Origin of the sequence: Streptomyces katrae (assembly GCF_002028425.1) — a bacterium.
Taxonomy (GTDB): domain Bacteria; phylum Actinomycetota; class Actinomycetes; order Streptomycetales; family Streptomycetaceae; genus Streptomyces; species Streptomyces katrae_A.
The window spans coordinates 1,667,738-1,683,748 of sequence record NZ_CP020042.1 but is presented as its reverse complement, the minus strand read 5'-3'; the positions used below and the strand labels follow the sequence as shown (position 1 = coordinate 1,683,748).

Here is a 16,011-nt window from a genome sequence, read left to right as displayed (position 1 = left end):
AGGATTTCAGTCTCTGGTCAACTCCGCCTCGGCTTCCGCAAGCGCGGCGAACTCCTCCTCGGGCGCGGAGGCCACGAGCCGGTGGCGGCTGTAGAAGGCGAAGTAGGCGAGGGCGACGGCGTACACGGCGAGGGCGATGAGCGCCGCGTCGACGTCCACCAGGAAGGTGGCGACCAGCGCCGAAAGGGCGAGGACGAAGGCGACGGACGAGGTCAGGACCCCTCCGGGGGTGCGGTACGGCCGTTCCAGGCCGGGTTCGCGGCGGCGCAGCACGATGTGGGAGAGGGCCATCAGGGCGTAGGAGATGGTCGCCCCGAACACCGCGACGTTCAGCATCCGCGCCCCGTTGCCGGTGGCCGCCGCGAGGGCGAAACCGATCGCGCCGGGGATCACCAGTCCGAGGTACGGCGCCTTGCGCCGGGAGGTGAGGGAAAGGAAGCGCGGCAGGTATCCGGCCCGGGAGAGGGCGAACAGCTGGCGGGAGCCCGCGTAGATGAGGGAGAAGAAGGAGGCGACGAGGCCGGCGAGGCCCGCGTAGTTGACGAAGCGGCTCAGCGCGGTCGGGCCGCCGTCCCCCTCCAGGGCCACGACCAGGGGGTTGCCCGCGGACTTCACGGCGTCGGCGCCCTGCGCGCCGGTGGCGGCGACGAAGGTGACCAGGGCGAGGAGCGCGAGGATGCCCATGGAGATGGCCAGGGCCTTCGGCATGGAGCGGACCGGGTCCTTGGCCTCCTCCGCCGCCAGCGGGACGCCCTCGACGCCGAGGAAGAACCACATGCCGAAGGGGAACGCGGCCCAGATGCCGAGGACGCCGAACGGCAGCCAGGAGCCGGAGCCGAACGCACCGGTGTCCACCGGGATGTTGTCGAGGGAGGCCGCGTCGAAGCCGGTCAGCGCGCCGGCGGCGAAGACCAGCAGGGCGGCCACGGCGATGGCGGTGACGACGAGGCTGAAGCGCAGGGCCTCGCCCACGCCCCACAGGTGGACGCCGATGAAGACGACGAAGCAGCCGAGGTAGACCGGCCAGCTGGAGGTCAGCCCGAACAGGCCCAGGGATTCGACGTAGTCGCCGATGAAGATGACGATCGCCGCCGGGGCCAGGACGTACTCGATGAGGATGGCGGTACCGGTCAGGAAGCCGCCCCAGGGGCCCAGCGCGCGGCGGGCGAAGCCGTAACCACCGCCCGCCGTGGGCAGGATGGTGGACAGTTCGGCGAGGGAGAAGACCAGGCAGGCGTACATGGCGCCCATGAGCACCGTGGCGACGGCCAGGCCGCCGAAGCCGCCCTTGGACAGGCCCACGTTCCAGCCGGAGTAGTCCCCGGAGACGACGTAGGCGACGCCGAGCCCGGTCAGCAGCAGCCAGCCGGCGCTGCCGCGGCGCAGGGTCCGGCGCTGGAGGTACTCGGCGTCGGTGTCCCCGACGGCGGGTGATGCGGGCGCGGTGGAAAGGTCTTCGGCCATGTGCGCTCCTGCCCAGGGGGAAAGGTTTCGCTGCGTACCTTTGCGTCAAGGGCGGGGAGCGCGCAAGACCCCTGCGTTAAACAGGGGTTACGAAAACCTCTCCCGCCTCAACCGCCCCGCCCCCTCAGGCCAGGAATCCGCGCAGCAGGGCCGCCGTACCGCAGCAGTGCTCGCGCATCACCGCCCGCGCCGCCTCCGCGTCGCGTTCCAGCACCGCCTCCACCAGGGCGCTGTGCTGCTGCTGGGAGTGCTCCAGGTTGCGCACCAGCAGCGGGATGCAGTCCAGCAGGTCGTTGACCCGGGCCCGGACGGCCGCGTACTGGGCCGTCAGGCTGGCCGAGCCGGCCAGTTCGCACAGGGTCAGGTGGAAGAGGGTGTCCTGGCGGCGGTACTCGGCCAGCGGGGCGTCGTGCGTGGCGGCCAGGGCGGCGAGCAGCCGTTCGCCGCCCTCCTCGGGCAGCCCCTGCGAGGCGCACAGCCCGGCCGCGCCGACCTCCAGCACCTCGCGGAAGCGCAGCACGTCCTCGATGTCCACCCCCGCCACGCGCCGCCGCAGCTCCTCCTCGGCCCCGCCGGCCGGGGTGTCGGGGCGGGCCAGCACGAACGTGCCCCCGTACCGGCCGCGCCGGGCCTCGACCAGGCCCTGGTCCTGGAGCACCTTCAGCACCTCGCGCAGGGTGACCCGGCTGATCCCCATCCGCTCCGCCAACTCCCGCTCCGGCGGCAGCCGTTCCCCGCCCGGCACCAGACCCAGCCGGACCACCTGGAGGATCTGCTCCAGCGCCTCCTCGAAACCGTTGCCCGCCCGGACCTGCCGCAGCACGGGATTGAGCCGCGCGATCGCGCCCCCGTCGCCCGCCGTGTCGGTCATCTCCGTTCCTCCCCTTCCCAAGCAATGGTTCTGTTCAATACCTTAGGCCTTCTCGGCTCACCGAAGGAGAGATCCCCGTGGTAGACCGCAAGCCGCCGCTCGCGCCCGAGGAGCTTCGCGCCCTCGTCGCAGGCGGCGAGATCGACACCGTCGTCCTCGCCTTTCCCGACATGCAGGGACGACTTCAGGGCAAGCGGTTCGCCGCACAGTTCTTCCTCGACGAGGTACTCGACCACGGCACCGAGGGCTGCAACTACCTCCTCGCCGTCGACACCGACATGAACACCGTCGACGGCTACGAGATGTCCTCCTGGGACCGGGGCTACGGCGACTTCGCCATGCACCCCGACCTCGCCACCCTCCGCCGCATCCCCTGGAACCCCGGCAGCGCGTTCGTCCTCGCGGACCTCGCCTGGCACGACGGCACGCCGGTCGTCGCCGCGCCCCGCCAGATCCTGCGCCGCCAGCTGGAGCGCCTCGCCGAACACGGCTACACCGCCATGGTCGGCACCGAGCTGGAGTTCATGGTCTTCCAGGACACCTACGAACAGGCCTGGAACGCCGACTACCGCGCCCTGACCCCCGCCAACCAGTACAACATCGACTACTCCGTCCTCGGCACCGGCCGCATCGAACCCCTGCTGCGCCGCATCCGCAACGAGATGCAGACCGCCGGACTGACCGTCGAGTCCGCCAAGGGCGAGTGCAACCTCGGCCAGCACGAGATCGCCTTCCGCTACGACGAGGCGCTCACCACCTGCGACCAGCACTCCGTCTACAAGACCGGCGCCAAGGAGATCGCCTCCCAGGAAGGCGTCTCGCTCACCTTCATGGCCAAGTTCGACGAGCGCGAGGGCAACTCCTGCCACATCCACCTCTCGCTCACCGACACCGACGGACGCAACGCCATGGCCGGGGACGGACCGGGCGGCATGTCACCGCTCATGCGGCACTTCCTGGCCGGCCAGCTGGCGGCGCTGCGCGACTTCTCCCTTCTCTACGCCCCCAACATCAACTCGTACAAGCGTTTCCGCCCGGGATCCTTCGCGCCCACCGCCGTCGCCTGGGGCGTCGACAACCGCACCTGCGCCCTGCGCGTGGTCGGCCACGGCCGCTCCATGCGCTTCGAGAACCGCCTCCCCGGCGGCGACGTCAACCCCTACCTCGCCGTCGCCGGCCTGGTCGCGGCCGGCCTCTACGGCGTCGAGAACCGCCTCGAACTCCCCGAGGCCTGCACCGGCAACGCCTACACCGCCGACTTCGCCCACGTCCCCACCACCCTGCGCGAGGCCGCGGAACTCTGGGAGAACAGCGAGATCGCCAAGGCCGCGTTCGGCCCCGAAGTCGTCGCCCACTACCGCAACATGGCCCGCGTCGAACTCGACGCCTACGACTCCGCGGTCACCGACTGGGAACGCCGCCGCTCCTTCGAACGCCTCTGACCGTCCCGCTCCGCACCGCACCCGTCCCAGAAAGGCACCACGTGTCCGAAGCGCTGGACCCCTCCCACCTGAGGGTGCTCAACCCGGCCACCGAGGAACTCGTCGCCACCGTCCCGGCCGCCACACGGGACGACGTCGACAGTGCCGTCGCACGCGCCACCGCCGCCCAGCGCGGCTGGGCCGCCGCCGCCCCCGCCGACCGGGCCCGGCTCCTGCGCCGCTTCGCCGCGGTCGTCGACGGCCACCTGGAGGAACTGGCCCGGCTGGAGGTCCGCGAAGCCGGCCACACCCTCGGCAACGCCCGCTGGGAGGCGGGCAACGTCCGCGACCTGCTCGACTACGCGGCCGGCGGAGTCGAACGCCTCAGCGGACGCCAGATCCCCGTCGCGGGAGGCATCGACGTCACCTTCCTCGAACCCCTCGGCGTCATCGGCGTGATCGCCCCCTGGAACTTCCCCATGCCGATCGCCGCCTGGGGCCTGGCACCCGCCCTCGCCGCCGGCAACGCCGTCATCCTCAAGCCCGCCGAAACCACCCCCCTCACCGCCCTGCGCCTCGCCGAACTCGCCCTCGAAGCCGGGATCCCCGAACACCTCTTCCAGGTGCTCCCCGGCCACGGAGCGGTCACCGGCGACGCCCTCGTCGAACACCCCGGCATCGCGAAGATCGTCTTCACCGGCTCCACCCGGGTCGGCAAGCAGATCATGTCCAAGTGCGCCGACCGGGTGAAGCGGGTCACCCTCGAACTCGGCGGCAAGAGCCCCAACATCGTCTTCGCCGACGCCGACCTCGAAACGGCGGCCGCCGCCGCCCCCATGGCCTACCTCGACAACACCGGCCAGGACTGCTGCGCCCGCACCCGGATCCTCGTCCAGCGCTCCGTCTACGACCGCTTCCTCGACCTGGTCACCCCCGCCCTCACCTCGGTGGTCGTCGGCGACCCGCTCGACGAGAAGACCCAGATGGGCCCGCTCGTCTCCGCGGCCCAGCTGGAGCGCGTCCGCGCCTACGTCACCGGCGACCTCAAGGCCGTCCGCGGCACCGCCCCCGAGGGCCCCGGCTTCTGGTACCCGCCGACCCTCGTCACGGAGGTCGACCCCACCGCGCCCGTGGCCGCCGAGGAAGTCTTCGGACCGGTCGCCGTCCTCCTCCCGTTCGAGGACGAGGAAGACGCCGTACGCCTGGCCAACGCGACCGAGTACGGCCTCTCCGGCTCCCTCTGGACCCGCGACGTCGGCCGCGCCCTGCGCGTCTCGCGCGCCGTCCGGGCCGGCAACCTCTCCGTCAACTCCCACAGCAGCGTCCGCTACTGGACCCCCTTCGGCGGATACAAGCAGTCCGGACTCGGCCGCGAGCTCGGACCCGACGCCCTCACCGCATTCACCGAGACCAAGAACGTCTTCATCAGCACGGAGGCCTGAACCCCATGACCGACCGCACCGAAGAGATCGTCTGCCGCCGCCTGGTCGGCCGCACCGCCGTCATCACCGGAGCCGGCAGCGGCATCGGCCTCGCCACCGCCCGCCGCCTGGCCTCCGAGGGCGCGAACGTCGTCTGCGCGGACATCGACCCCATCGCCGGAAAGGCCGCCGCAGAAGAGGTCGGCGGCACCTTCGTCCAGGTCGACGTCACCGACAAGGAACAGGTCGACGCCCTGTTCAAGACGGCCTTCGACACCTACGGCTCCGTCGACATCGCCTTCAACAACGCGGGCATCTCGCCCCCGGACGACGACTCCATCCTCACCACCGAGCTCGACGCCTGGCGCCGCGTCCAGGACGTCAACCTCACCTCCGTCTACCTCTGCTGCAAGGCCGCCCTCCCCTACATGCAGCGCCAGGGCCGCGGCTCCATCATCAACACCGCCTCCTTCGTGGCCATCATGGGCGCCGCCACCTCCCAGATCTCCTACACCGCCTCCAAGGGCGGGGTCCTGGCCATGTCCCGCGAACTCGGCGTCCAGTTCGCCCGCGAGGGCATCCGCGTCAACGCCCTGTGCCCGGGACCCGTCAACACCCCGCTGCTCCAGGAGCTGTTCGCCAAGGACCCCGAACGGGCCGCCCGCCGCCTGGTGCACATCCCGCTCGGCCGTTTCGCCGAACCCACCGAGATCGCCGCCGCCGTCGCCTTCCTCGCCAGCGACGACTCCTCCTTCATCAACGCCACCGACTTCCTGGTCGACGGCGGCATCTCCGGCGCGTACGTGACGCCCCTGTAAACACCCGACGTTCACCTGGGCCCCACCCCCACGACAGCCGGGCGTCGCACGACGCCCGGCTGTCGTGCTCTACCGTCCCCGACGATCTTGTACGAGAACCAGGAGCGAACACCCCCGTGACCCGACCCAGCACCCGGCGCAGGCTCCAGGCGGCCGGCGCCGCCGCCGCGATGGCCGCCGCCACCCTCACCGCGGCCGCCCCCGCCCAGGCCGCACACCCGGCCTGCACCACCCCCGAGCTCGCCGCCGGCTGGTACGGCGACAACCAGGCCCGTCTCCAGCAGCTCATCGACCAGTACGGCAGCTGCAACCCCTACCGGCCCGGCCGCAAAAAGCCCGTCGCCGTCTTCGACTGGGACAACACCGTCGTCAAGAACGACGTCGGCGACGCCACCATGTTCTGGCTCCTGCGCAACGGCAAGATCCGCCAGCCCGCCGACTGGAAGACCACCAGCCGCTACCTCACCCCCGCCGCCGCACAGGCCCTCACCACCGCCTGCGGCCCCCTCGCCCGCCCCGGCACCCCCTGCCCACCGGCACCCCCGAGGGCGCGGCCTGCGCCGACGAGCTGGGCGCCGTCTACGGCACCTCCGCCACCCGCACCGGCGCCGCCGCCTTCGCCGGCTGGGACCGCCGCACCATCGAACCCGCCTACGCCTGGCTGCCCCAGCTCCTCCAGGGCTGGACCCCGGGCCAGGTCCGCGGCTTCGCCGCCGCCGCCCGCACCGAGAACCTCGCCGCCCCCATCGGCGCCAGGCAGCAGGTCGGCACCGGCTCCGTCACCGGCTGGGTCCGCTACTACGACCAGCAGCGCGACCTCGTCAAGAACCTCCAGCGCGCCGGCTTCGACGTCTGGATCAGCTCCGCCTCACCCCAGCCCGTCGTGGAGGTCTGGGCCCGGGGCGTCGGCGTCGGCGCCGACCACGTCATCGGCATCCGCAACACCACCCGGGACGGGAAGCTGACCACCCACCTCCAGGGCTGCGGATCCGTCGCCGACGGCGCCGACACGATGATCACCTACGTGGACGGCAAGCGCTGCTGGATCAACAAGGAGGTCTTCGGCGTCCGGGGCCCGGCCGCCGAGAAGGTCCAGCCGGCCGCCCGCCGCCAGGTCTTCGCCGCCGGCGACTCCGACACCGACGTCACCTTCCTGCGCGACGCCACCGCCCTGCGCCTGGTGGTCAACCGCAACAAGAACGAACTGATGTGCCGCGCCTACGACAACAGCGACGGCAAGTGGATCGTGAACCCCATGTTCATCGAGCCGAAGAAGCAGAAGACGACCCCCTACCCCTGCTCCACCACCGGCTACACCGGCCACGACGGCACCCCGGCCCCCGTCCGCCGGGCCGACACCAGCGTCATCCCCGACCAGGCGGACACCGTCTTCTAGCGGACACGGTCCTCTAGAGGAAGGTCAGCCCCTCGCCCCGGTAGGTCGGGACGGACGCGGAAACCCGGTCGCCCTCCACCAGGTGCAGGGTGTCGAACCGCTCGCACAGCTCCCCGGCCTTCGCGTGCCGGAACCAGACCCGGTCGCCGATCAGCAGGTCGTCGGCCGGGCTCCCCAGCAGCGGGGTCTGCACCTCGCCGGCCCCTTCCTGCGGGTCGTAGCGCAGCCCCGCGGGCAGGTACGGCACCGGGAGCCGGTCGGCCCCCGCCGCACCCGAGGCCGGATAGCCGCCGCCCAGCACGGTCACCACCCCCACCCCCGGCCGGCGCACCACCGGCTGCGCGAACAGCGCCGCCGGACGCCCCCGGAACGAGGTGTAGTTGTCGAACAGCCTCGGCACGTACAGCCCCGAACCGGCCGCGATCTCCGTCACCGCCTCCTCGGCGGCCGTCTCCGCCACGCTCCCCGTACCACCGCCGTTGACGAACTCCAGGTCCGCCACCACCGACCGCACGGCCCGCACCACCTCGCCCCGCCGCGCCGCCAGCTCCCTGCGGGCCGCGCCCTGCATCAGCCGGATCATCCGCGAGCGCACCGGACGCCCGGCCACCGCGTCCCCGACCCCTGCCACGTGCCCCTCGTACGCCATCAGCCCCACCACCCGGAACCCCGGCCGGGAGGCCACCGCCCGCGCCAGCTCCGCCAGCTGCCCCGGCTCGCGCAGCGGCGAGCGCCGCGCCCCGACCCGTACCCGGCCGCCCAGCAGCCGCAGCGAGGTGTCCAGTTCCAGGCAGACCCGGAGCTCCTCGGCCCCGCCGGCCCGCGACCGCTCGATCAGGTCCAGCTGCGCGGGATCGTCGACCATCACGGTGACGGCGGCCGCGAGCTTCGGGTCCCCGGCCAGCTCCGCGAACGCGGCCCGGTCCGCGGACGGATAGGCGAGCAGCACGTCCTCGAACCCGGACCGCGCCAGCCACAGCGACTCGGCCAGCGTGTACGACATGATCCCCGCGAACCCCGGCCGGGCCAGGACCCGTTCGAGCAGCGCCCGGCACCGCACGGACTTGCTGGCCACCCGGACCGGCTTCCCGCCCGCCCTGCGCACCAGGTCGTCGGCGTTCGCGTCGAAGGCGTCCAGGTCCACGATGGCCAGGGGCGCGTCGAGATGCGCGGTCGCCCGGTCGTACCGGGCCCGGTCCGAAGTCATGGGCCGCAGCTTGCCAGACCGCCGTACCGACGGGTAGGGGTCGCGCCGACCCCGCCCCGGCCCGGCCGGGGCGGCGGCCCCGTAGAGTACGGGCAGGCAGCCGTACGGAACGGGGGGCGGAGCCGCCGCATGACCACGACGACACCGCGGACCGAGGTCCTGGACGACCCCTGGCAGCAGCCGCCGCCGGCCCCCCTGCCCCGCCGCCATCCGGCCCGCGTCACCGCCGCCGTCCTCAGCGCCCTGCTCGGCTCCGCCCTCCTCGCCGGAGGCGCCGTCACCACCTGGAGCCAGTACCGCGCCGACCACCACGCGCTGCCCCCCGACGCCGCCTACCGCAAGGCCGCCGCCCTCTGGCACACGGCGCCCGTGGACGGCCTGCTCCCTCCCGTACTGGAGGACCGCGAGGCCGGCCCCGGCGGCGCGAGCCGCACCTGGACCCGGATCGCCGTCGCGCCCGACGCCGACTGCGCCGCCGTCCTCCCCGCCGACTGGCGCGCCGCGCTCACCGCCACCGGATGCACCCGGGTGCTCCGCGCCACCTACACGGACTCCACCCGCAGCAGCCTGATCACCGTCGGCCTCGTCTTCACCCCCGCCGACGCCCGCACCATGGACGGCCTGCGCGGCCACCTCTCCGCCCCGCCCGCCTACGGGTACGCCGACTCCCGCCGCGCCGCCTGGACGGCCGGCGTCGTCGCCGAGGCACCCGCCGTGGTCTACGCCGTCTCCGCCTTCGCCGACGGCCGCACCATGGACGCCCCCGTCCCGGCCGAGGCGGCCGCCGCGCAGAGCGCCACCGGCACCGTCGCCGAAGCGGGCCTGGGCCACGAGGCCAAGGCCCTCGCGGTCCGCGTCGAACGCACCCTCGGCGCCCTCGCCGCACCCCGCCCCACCGAGCCCGCACAGGCGGCCGCCGTACAACGCCCGCGCCAGGAGCCCTCCCGATGACCCCCACCCCCGGCCACGCCCCGGCACGCCCCGGGCGGCGGCAGCGGCGTCGCGGAAGGCCGCCCTGCGCGGGGCCGGGGCCGCCACGGCCCTGGCCGCGCTGCTCGTGGCCGTCGCCGCCCCGGCCGCGGCCGCCGACACCATCCGCGACCGCCAGTGGGGCCTCCTCGCCCTGCGCGCCGAGGAGGCCTGGGGCATCACCCAGGGCGACGGGATCACCGTCGCCGTCCTCGACACCGGCGTCGACTCCAGCCACCCCGACCTCGACGGCCAGGTCCTCGACGGCACCGACCTCGTCGGCATGGGCGCGGGCCGCGGCGACCGCGCCTGGGCCCGCCACGGCACCGCCATGGCCGGCATCATCGCGGGCCACGGGCACGGCCCGGCCCGGAGCCAGGGCGTCCTCGGCATCGCCCCGCACGCCCGGATCCTGCCGGTCCGGGTGATCCTGGAGGAGGCCGACCCGGGCCGGGCCAAGGCCCGTGACAGCAAGACCGGTGCCCTTGCCGAAGGCATCCGCTGGGCCGCCGACCACGGCGCCGACGTGATCAACATGTCGCTCGGCGACGACAGCGACACCGCCCACCACGAGTCCGCCGAGGACGAGGCCGTGCAGTACGCCCTCGGCAAGGGCGTGGTCGTCGTCGCCTCCGTCGGCAACGGCGGGGAACGCGGGGACCACACCTCCTACCCCGCCGCCTACCCCGGGGTCATCGCGGTCGCCGCCGTGGACCGCCAGGGCCGCCGGGCCCCCTTCTCCACCAGCCACTGGTACGCCACGGTCAGCGCCCCCGGCGTCGACGTGGTCCTCGCCGACCCCGACCGGGCCTATTACGAGGGCTGGGGCACCAGCGCCGCCGCGGCCTTCGTCTCCGGCACCGTGGCCCTCGTCAAGGCGGCCCACCCCGGCCTGTCCCCGGCGCAGATCAAGAAGCTGCTGGAGGACACCGCCACGGCCCGCCCGCCCGGCGGCCGTGACGACGCCCGCGGCCACGGCACGGTGGACCCCGTCGCCGCCCTCCAGGCCGCCGCGGGGCTGCGCCCCGAGGCCCCGGCGCCGGTCGCCGTCCCGGCCGGGCAGCGGTTCTTCGGCACCGGACCCGATCCGGTCCGCGCGAGCGAGCACCGCTCCCGGCGGACCGCCCCGGCGGCCGCCGCCGGGGGAGCGGCGCTGCTGGTGCTGGCCGCCGTGCTGGCCCGGCGCCCGCGCGCCGCACGGCGGGACGCCGCGGGCCAGGCCCCGCCCCCGGCGGGATAGGGTCGGGTCATTGTGGCGACCAAGAACATTCCAGACCCCGGTTTCTCCGACGACGACGGCACCGCCGACCCCCGGCTGAGCGCGGCCCTGGCCGCCTGGGCCGAGGACCGGGGACGCGAGCCCGAGCTGCTGGCGGCCCTGAAGGACGCCCGCCTGCTGGTGCCCGTCGTGGCGGTGCTCGGCGAGGTCGAGACGGACCCCGCGACGGGCCTGAAGCGCGAGAAGACCAGCGACATGGCCGTCCCCACCCTCACCGCCGGCCACCGCAGGGCGCTGCCCGCGTTCACCTCCCTCGCCTCGCTGGCCCTGTGGGACCCGGCCGCCCGCCCGGTGGCGGTCCCGCTGCACCAGGCCCTGGCCGCCGCCGCGCACGAGAAGGCGGACACGATCGTCCTCGACCTGGCCGGCCCCGTCCCCTACCAGCTGACCGGCTCCGCGCTGCTCGCGCTGGCCGAGGGGCGCACCGACGCCGACCCGCTGGCCGACCCGGCCGTGCGCGCGGCGGTACGGGCCGCGGTGGCCGCCGAGCCGGCGGTGCTCCGCGCCCACCTCGGCCCCGGCGGGGACGCCGCCGACGGCACCCTCGCCATCGTGCTGGCCGAGGGGGCGCCGGTCGCCCCCGCCGCCCGCCGGGTGGCCGAGGCCATCGCCGCGGACGAGACCCTGCGCGGGCGCCTCGTGCGCGGCCTGGACCTGGCCCTGCTGCCGGCCGGCGCCCCGGTCCCGCCGGGCGAGCCGCTCTTCACGCGCTGAGGAGCGCGTACTCAGGCCGAAGGGCCGTCCGCGAGGTCGCGGACGGCCCTTCGGCCTGAGTAAACGGAATCAGCGGTCAGCGGGCGGAGGCTCAGGCGTAGACCGGGCCGGTGAACTTCTCGCCGGGGCCCTGGCCCGGCTCGTCCGGGACGATCGAGGCCTCGCGGAAGGCCAGCTGGAGCGACTTCAGGCCGTCGCGCAGCGGGGCCGCGTGGAAGGAGCTGATCTCGGTGGCGCTGGCGGAGACCAGGCCGGCCAGGGCGGTGATCAGCTTGCGGGCCTCGTCGAGGTCCTTGTGCTCGGAGTCCGGCTTGTCCAGGCCCAGGTTGACCGCCGCGGCGCTCAGCAGGTGGACGGCCACCGTGGTGATGACCTCGACGGCCGGGACGTCCGCGATGTCGCGGGTCATCTCGTCGTAGTCGGGAGTGGTGGAATCGGAGGGCGTCGCGTCAGTCATGCGCTCCACGATAGGTCGTGCGGCGGCCTTGCCTGGCGTGGGGTAGTATGGACAGCGACCGGCCGGACACGTATGTGCCCGGCCCACAAGTGGAGGCTCCGATCTCCCACCCGACCGCCCTCCGGGGAGGCGGGTCATCCGGTCAGGCGGTATCCATCGTTCCGTACGGACGATGGAAGGCCGCCGAGTTGCGCCCCGCGGTTCGCACGCGGCGGTGCTCCGGTTGTTTTGGAGCCCCTGCCTGTGCCCGGCGGGGCATTTTTCATTCTCCGCCGCGGTTGAGGTCTGACGACACAAGACGTCAGCGGTTGTCTGCCAGGCAGCCGTGTGGTGCTACCGAGGAGGATCCATCAGCACCGAGCCCCGCATCAACGATCGGATTCGCGTCCCTGAGGTGCGACTCGTCGGTCCCAGCGGCGAACAGGTGGGCATCGTCCCGCTTGCGAAGGCGCTTGAGCTCGCGCAGGAATACGACCTGGACCTGGTCGAGGTCGCCGCCTCCGCGCGTCCGCCGGTCTGCAAGCTCATGGACTACGGCAAGTTCAAATACGAGTCGGCCATGAAGGCCCGTGAGGCGCGCAAGAACCAGGCGCACACGGTCATCAAGGAGATGAAGCTCCGGCCGAAGATCGACCCGCACGACTATGACACCAAGAAGGGTCACGTCGTTCGGTTCCTCAAGCAGGGCGACAAGGTCAAGATCACGATCATGTTCCGTGGTCGCGAGCAGTCCCGGCCGGAGCTCGGCTACCGACTGCTGCAGCGTCTCGCGGAGGACGTCCAGGACCTCGGCTTCATCGAGTCGAACCCGAAGCAGGACGGCCGGAACATGATCATGGTTCTCGGTCCGCACAAGAAGAAGACCGAGGCGATGGCCGAAGCCCGCGAGGCGCAGGCCGCCCGCAAGGCCGAGCGTCAGGGTGGTGCCGCCGCCGAGGCCGCTCCGGCCGACGCGGAGGCCGCTGAGGCGGAGTCCGCCGAGGTGGAGTCCCCCGAGGTCGCCGCCGACGGCTCTGCCGAGGCGAACGCCGAGGCCTGATTCCGGGGCAGCCCGTCTCGGATCACCCACACAACATGACGCTCCCGCCAGCCGGTCCGCGAGGACCGGTGGGAGCGCCACCGACGAGGAGATAACGGCGCTATGCCGAAGAACAAGACGCACAGCGGTTCCAAGAAGCGCTTCAAGATCACCGGCTCCGGCAAGGTGCTCCGTGAGCGCGCCGGCAAGCGCCACCTGCTCGAGCACAAGTCGTCCCGTGTCACCCGCCGCCTGACCGGTACCGCGGAGATGGCCCCCGGCGACGCCGCGAAGATCAAGAAGCTTCTCGGCAAGTGACGTCCTTCCGCCCCTCTGCGGGGGCGGGACGTCGAGACCGGGACCCCATCGAATTCGGGCCGTGTGAAGACAACCACGGCCCCGCTACAAGGAGTTAAAAAGTGGCACGCGTCAAGCGGGCAGTAAACGCCCACAAGAAGCGCCGGGCGATCCTCGAGGCGGCCTCCGGCTACCGCGGTCAGCGTTCGCGCCTGTACCGCAAGGCCAAGGAGCAGGTCACCCACTCGCTGGTCTACAACTTCAACGACCGCAAGAAGCGCAAGGGCGACTTCCGTCAGCTGTGGATCCAGCGCATCAACGCCGCTGCCCGCCAGAACGGCATGACGTACAACCGCCTCATCCAGGGTCTGAAGGCCGCCAACATCGAGGTGGACCGCAAGATGCTGGCCGAGCTGGCCGTCAACGACGCCAACGCGTTCGCCGCGCTCGTCGAGGTCGCGCAGAAGGCCCTCCCGGCCGACGTGAACGCGCCCAAGGCCGCCGCGTAAGGCATTCGCCGGCCCGATGGACTGGGGCCGGCACCCACGGACCCGCAGGCGCTCGCCTGCGGGTCCGTGTGCGTTCGCCCCGCCCCGCACGGCCCCGGCCGCGCACCGGACCACCCGAGAGAGAACCCTGAGAGCATGCCCACCCCCGCCGAGCTGATCTCCCCCCGATCCCCGCGGGTGGCCGCCGCACGGCGGCTGGCGCGGCGCAACTTCCGCACCAAGGAGCGCCGGTTCCTCGCCGAGGGCCCCCAGGCCGTCCGCGAGGCGGTCGCGCACCGCGGTTCCCAGGGCGCCACCCTGATCGAGCTGTTCGCCACCGTCGAGGCCGCCGAGCGCTACCCCGACATCGTCGAGGCCGCGCTGCTGGGCGGCGCGCGGGTGCACCACGCCTCGGACGAGGTGCTCGCGGAGGTCTCGCAGACCGTCACCCCGCAGGGGCTCGTCGGCGTCTGCCACTTCCTGGACTCGCCCTTCGAGGAGATCCTGAAGTCCGGTCCCCAGCTGGTCGCCGTCCTCGCGCACGTCCGTGACCCCGGGAACGCCGGCACCGTCCTGCGCTGCGCGGACGCCGCGGGCGCCGACGCGGTGGTGCTGACCGACGCCTCGGTCGACCTCTACAACCCCAAGTCCGTCCGCGCCTCCGTGGGCTCCCTCTTCCACCTCCCCGTGGCCGTCGGCGTCCCCGTCGAGCAGGCCGTGGCGGGGCTGCGGGCGGCGGGCGTACGGATCCTCGCGGCCGACGGCGCCGGACAGGACGACCTCGACGCCGAACTGGACGCCGGCACCATGGGCGGCCCGTCGGCCTGGGTCTTCGGCAACGAGGCCTGGGGCCTGCCCGAGGAGACCCGGGCGCTCGCGGACGCCGTCGTGCGGGTCCCGATCCACGGCAAGGCCGAGAGCCTGAACCTCGCCACCGCCGCCGCCGTGTGCCTCTACGCGTCCGCGCGTGCACAGCGGGCGCCCGGAGGGTGCCGCTCCGTGACCCCCAGCTAGTAATGTGGCCGTCCGGGGGCCCACTGAGCTACCCGGAGATGTGGGGTACGGGGACATGACCGTCGGCACGAACAGCTCGCCGGTGACCGCGGGAGCCGCGGAGCGGTTCCGGGACACGCCGGACGGGGCCTTCGCCCTCGACCCCGACGAGCTGCCGGACGGCCTCGTCGTCGCCGACCACACCGGGCACGTCGTCTGCTTCAACCGGGCCGCCTCCAGGATCACCGCCATCACGGCCGGCCAGGCCCTCGGCGCCCGCATCGAGCGCGCGCTCCCGCTGGAGGACCTGGAGGGCCGCCGCTGGTGGACCCTGACGGACCCGTACGGCGGCCTCGCCACCCGGCACGGGCAGCCGGAGCGGAACCTGCTGCTGCCCGGTGGCCGCGAGGTGCTGGTCTCCGCCGCCTACGTGCGCACCCACCCCACCGGCCCGCTGAGCCGCCTCGTGGTCACCCTGCGCGGCACCGAGGCCCGCCGCCGCACCGAGCGCAGCCACGCCGAGCTGATCGCCACCGTCGCGCACGAGCTCCGCTCCCCGCTGACCTCCGTCAAGGGGTTCACGGCGACCCTGCTCGCCAAATGGGAGCGGTTCACCGACGACCAGAAGCGGCTGATGCTGGAGACCGTCGACGCCGACGCCAACCGCGTCACCCGCCTCATCGCGGAACTCCTCGACATCTCCCGCATCGATTCCGGCCGCCTGGAGGTGCGCCGGCAGCCCGTGGACATCGCGGCGGCCGTCGGCCGGCACGTCCAGGCCCTCACCGCGAACGGCCAGGCCCCCGAGCGGTTCCTCGTACGCGTCAGCCGCCCGCTGCCCGACCTGTGGGCCGACCCGGACAAGATCGACCAGATCCTGGGCAACCTCCTCGAAAATGCGGTGCGGCACGGCGACGGAACGGTCACCATCGACGTAGCGCCGTACGAGAAGGGAACAGCCGTCACCGTGACCGACGAAGGCCCCGGGATCCCCGAGGAGTCGATGGCCCGCGTCTTCACCCGCTTCTGGCGGGGGAGCAAGCGCGGCGGCACCGGCCTGGGCCTGTACATCGTCAAGGGCATCGTGGAGGCCCACGGCGGCACCATCACCGTCGGGCGCGGACCCGGCGGCGGCGCGGAGTTCCGATTTATGCTGCCCGTGAGCGCGCCGGCCTACCTCACCCAGTAACCCTGCGGG

16 protein-coding genes are annotated in these 16,011 nt (G+C 73.2%); 12 read left to right on the top strand and 4 right to left on the bottom strand.

Annotation, left to right across the window (positions count from 1 at the left end; genetic code table 11):
* Positions 1 to 6: 6 nt before the first annotated feature.
* Together eat and B4U46_RS07685 are read right to left on the bottom strand one after the other, a co-directional pair.
* Positions 7 to 1,464, bottom strand: a complete 1,458-nt coding sequence (gene eat / locus B4U46_RS07690) for an ethanolamine permease (RefSeq protein ID WP_079425230.1) — start codon at positions 1,462 to 1,464, stop codon at positions 7 to 9.
* Positions 1,465 to 1,588: 124 nt separating this feature from the next.
* On the bottom strand, positions 1,589 to 2,335 hold the full coding sequence (locus B4U46_RS07685; protein WP_079425228.1) for a FadR/GntR family transcriptional regulator: 747 nt from the start codon (positions 2,333 to 2,335) through the stop codon (positions 1,589 to 1,591).
* 77 nt (positions 2,336 to 2,412) lie between these two features.
* On the opposite strand from B4U46_RS07685, the gene B4U46_RS07680 reads away from it, so the two are divergent.
* The 4 genes from B4U46_RS07680 to B4U46_RS07665 all read left to right on the top strand — a co-directional run bounded on the left by B4U46_RS07680 (position 2,413) and on the right by B4U46_RS07665 (position 7,391).
* Positions 2,413 to 3,777, top strand: a complete 1,365-nt coding sequence (locus B4U46_RS07680) for a glutamine synthetase family protein (RefSeq protein ID WP_079425226.1) — start codon at positions 2,413 to 2,415, stop codon at positions 3,775 to 3,777.
* Positions 3,778 to 3,818: 41 nt separating this feature from the next.
* A complete protein-coding gene (locus B4U46_RS07675; protein ID WP_079425224.1) occupies positions 3,819 to 5,198 on the top strand; it encodes an aldehyde dehydrogenase family protein in 1,380 nt (459 codons plus the stop codon).
* 5 nt (positions 5,199 to 5,203) lie between these two features.
* Positions 5,204 to 5,995 (top strand): 3-oxoacyl-ACP reductase, encoded by a 792-nt coding sequence (locus B4U46_RS07670; protein WP_079425222.1) that lies wholly within the window; start codon positions 5,204 to 5,206, stop codon positions 5,993 to 5,995.
* A gap of 64 nt (positions 5,996 to 6,059) precedes the next feature.
* On the top strand, positions 6,060 to 7,391 hold the full coding sequence (locus tag B4U46_RS07665) for a haloacid dehalogenase-like hydrolase (protein ID WP_272482318.1): 1,332 nt from the start codon (positions 6,060 to 6,062) through the stop codon (positions 7,389 to 7,391).
* 13 nt (positions 7,392 to 7,404) lie between these two features.
* On the opposite strand, the gene B4U46_RS07660 is transcribed toward B4U46_RS07665, so the two are convergent.
* On the bottom strand, positions 7,405 to 8,598 hold the full coding sequence (locus B4U46_RS07660) for an amino acid deaminase/aldolase (RefSeq protein ID WP_079425220.1): 1,194 nt from the start codon (positions 8,596 to 8,598) through the stop codon (positions 7,405 to 7,407).
* Between the two features lie 129 nt (positions 8,599 to 8,727).
* On the opposite strand from B4U46_RS07660, the gene B4U46_RS07655 reads away from it, so the two are divergent.
* From B4U46_RS07655 to B4U46_RS07645, 3 genes are all read left to right on the top strand, one after another.
* The gene (locus tag B4U46_RS07655; RefSeq protein WP_185117255.1) at positions 8,728 to 9,549 is read left to right on the top strand and encodes a hypothetical protein; all 822 of its coding nucleotides are present in this window, start codon (positions 8,728 to 8,730) and stop codon (positions 9,547 to 9,549) included.
* A 106-nt stretch (positions 9,550 to 9,655) separates the two neighbouring features.
* Positions 9,656 to 10,807 (top strand): type VII secretion-associated serine protease mycosin, encoded by a 1,152-nt coding sequence (mycP, locus tag B4U46_RS07650; RefSeq protein WP_420543153.1) that lies wholly within the window; start codon positions 9,656 to 9,658, stop codon positions 10,805 to 10,807.
* Positions 10,808 to 10,819: 12 nt separating this feature from the next.
* Positions 10,820 to 11,560 carry an SseB family protein gene (locus B4U46_RS07645; protein ID WP_079425216.1) on the top strand — a complete coding sequence of 247 codons (741 nt, stop codon included), beginning with the start codon at positions 10,820 to 10,822 and terminating at the stop codon, positions 11,558 to 11,560.
* Between the two features lie 91 nt (positions 11,561 to 11,651).
* On the opposite strand, the gene B4U46_RS07640 is transcribed toward B4U46_RS07645, so the two are convergent.
* A complete protein-coding gene (locus B4U46_RS07640; RefSeq protein ID WP_079425214.1) occupies positions 11,652 to 12,017 on the bottom strand; it encodes a DUF1844 domain-containing protein in 366 nt (121 codons plus the stop codon).
* 325 nt (positions 12,018 to 12,342) lie between these two features.
* Here B4U46_RS07640 and infC point away from each other — a divergent pair, with 325 nt between their 5' ends.
* From infC to B4U46_RS07615, 5 genes are all read left to right on the top strand, one after another.
* On the top strand, positions 12,343 to 13,056 hold the full coding sequence (gene infC, locus B4U46_RS07635; protein ID WP_079425212.1) for a translation initiation factor IF-3: 714 nt from the start codon (positions 12,343 to 12,345) through the stop codon (positions 13,054 to 13,056).
* Positions 13,057 to 13,158: 102 nt separating this feature from the next.
* Entirely contained in the window at positions 13,159 to 13,353 is a 195-nt protein-coding gene (gene rpmI, locus B4U46_RS07630; protein WP_030387121.1) for a 50S ribosomal protein L35, read from the top strand.
* Between the two features lie 101 nt (positions 13,354 to 13,454).
* Positions 13,455 to 13,841 (top strand): 50S ribosomal protein L20, encoded by a 387-nt coding sequence (rplT, locus tag B4U46_RS07625; protein ID WP_079425210.1) that lies wholly within the window; start codon positions 13,455 to 13,457, stop codon positions 13,839 to 13,841.
* Positions 13,842 to 13,976: 135 nt separating this feature from the next.
* A complete protein-coding gene (locus B4U46_RS07620; protein WP_079425208.1) occupies positions 13,977 to 14,834 on the top strand; it encodes a TrmH family RNA methyltransferase in 858 nt (285 codons plus the stop codon).
* 55 nt (positions 14,835 to 14,889) lie between these two features.
* Entirely contained in the window at positions 14,890 to 16,002 is a 1,113-nt protein-coding gene (locus B4U46_RS07615; RefSeq protein ID WP_079431613.1) for a sensor histidine kinase, read from the top strand.
* Positions 16,003 to 16,011: the final 9 nt, after the last annotated feature.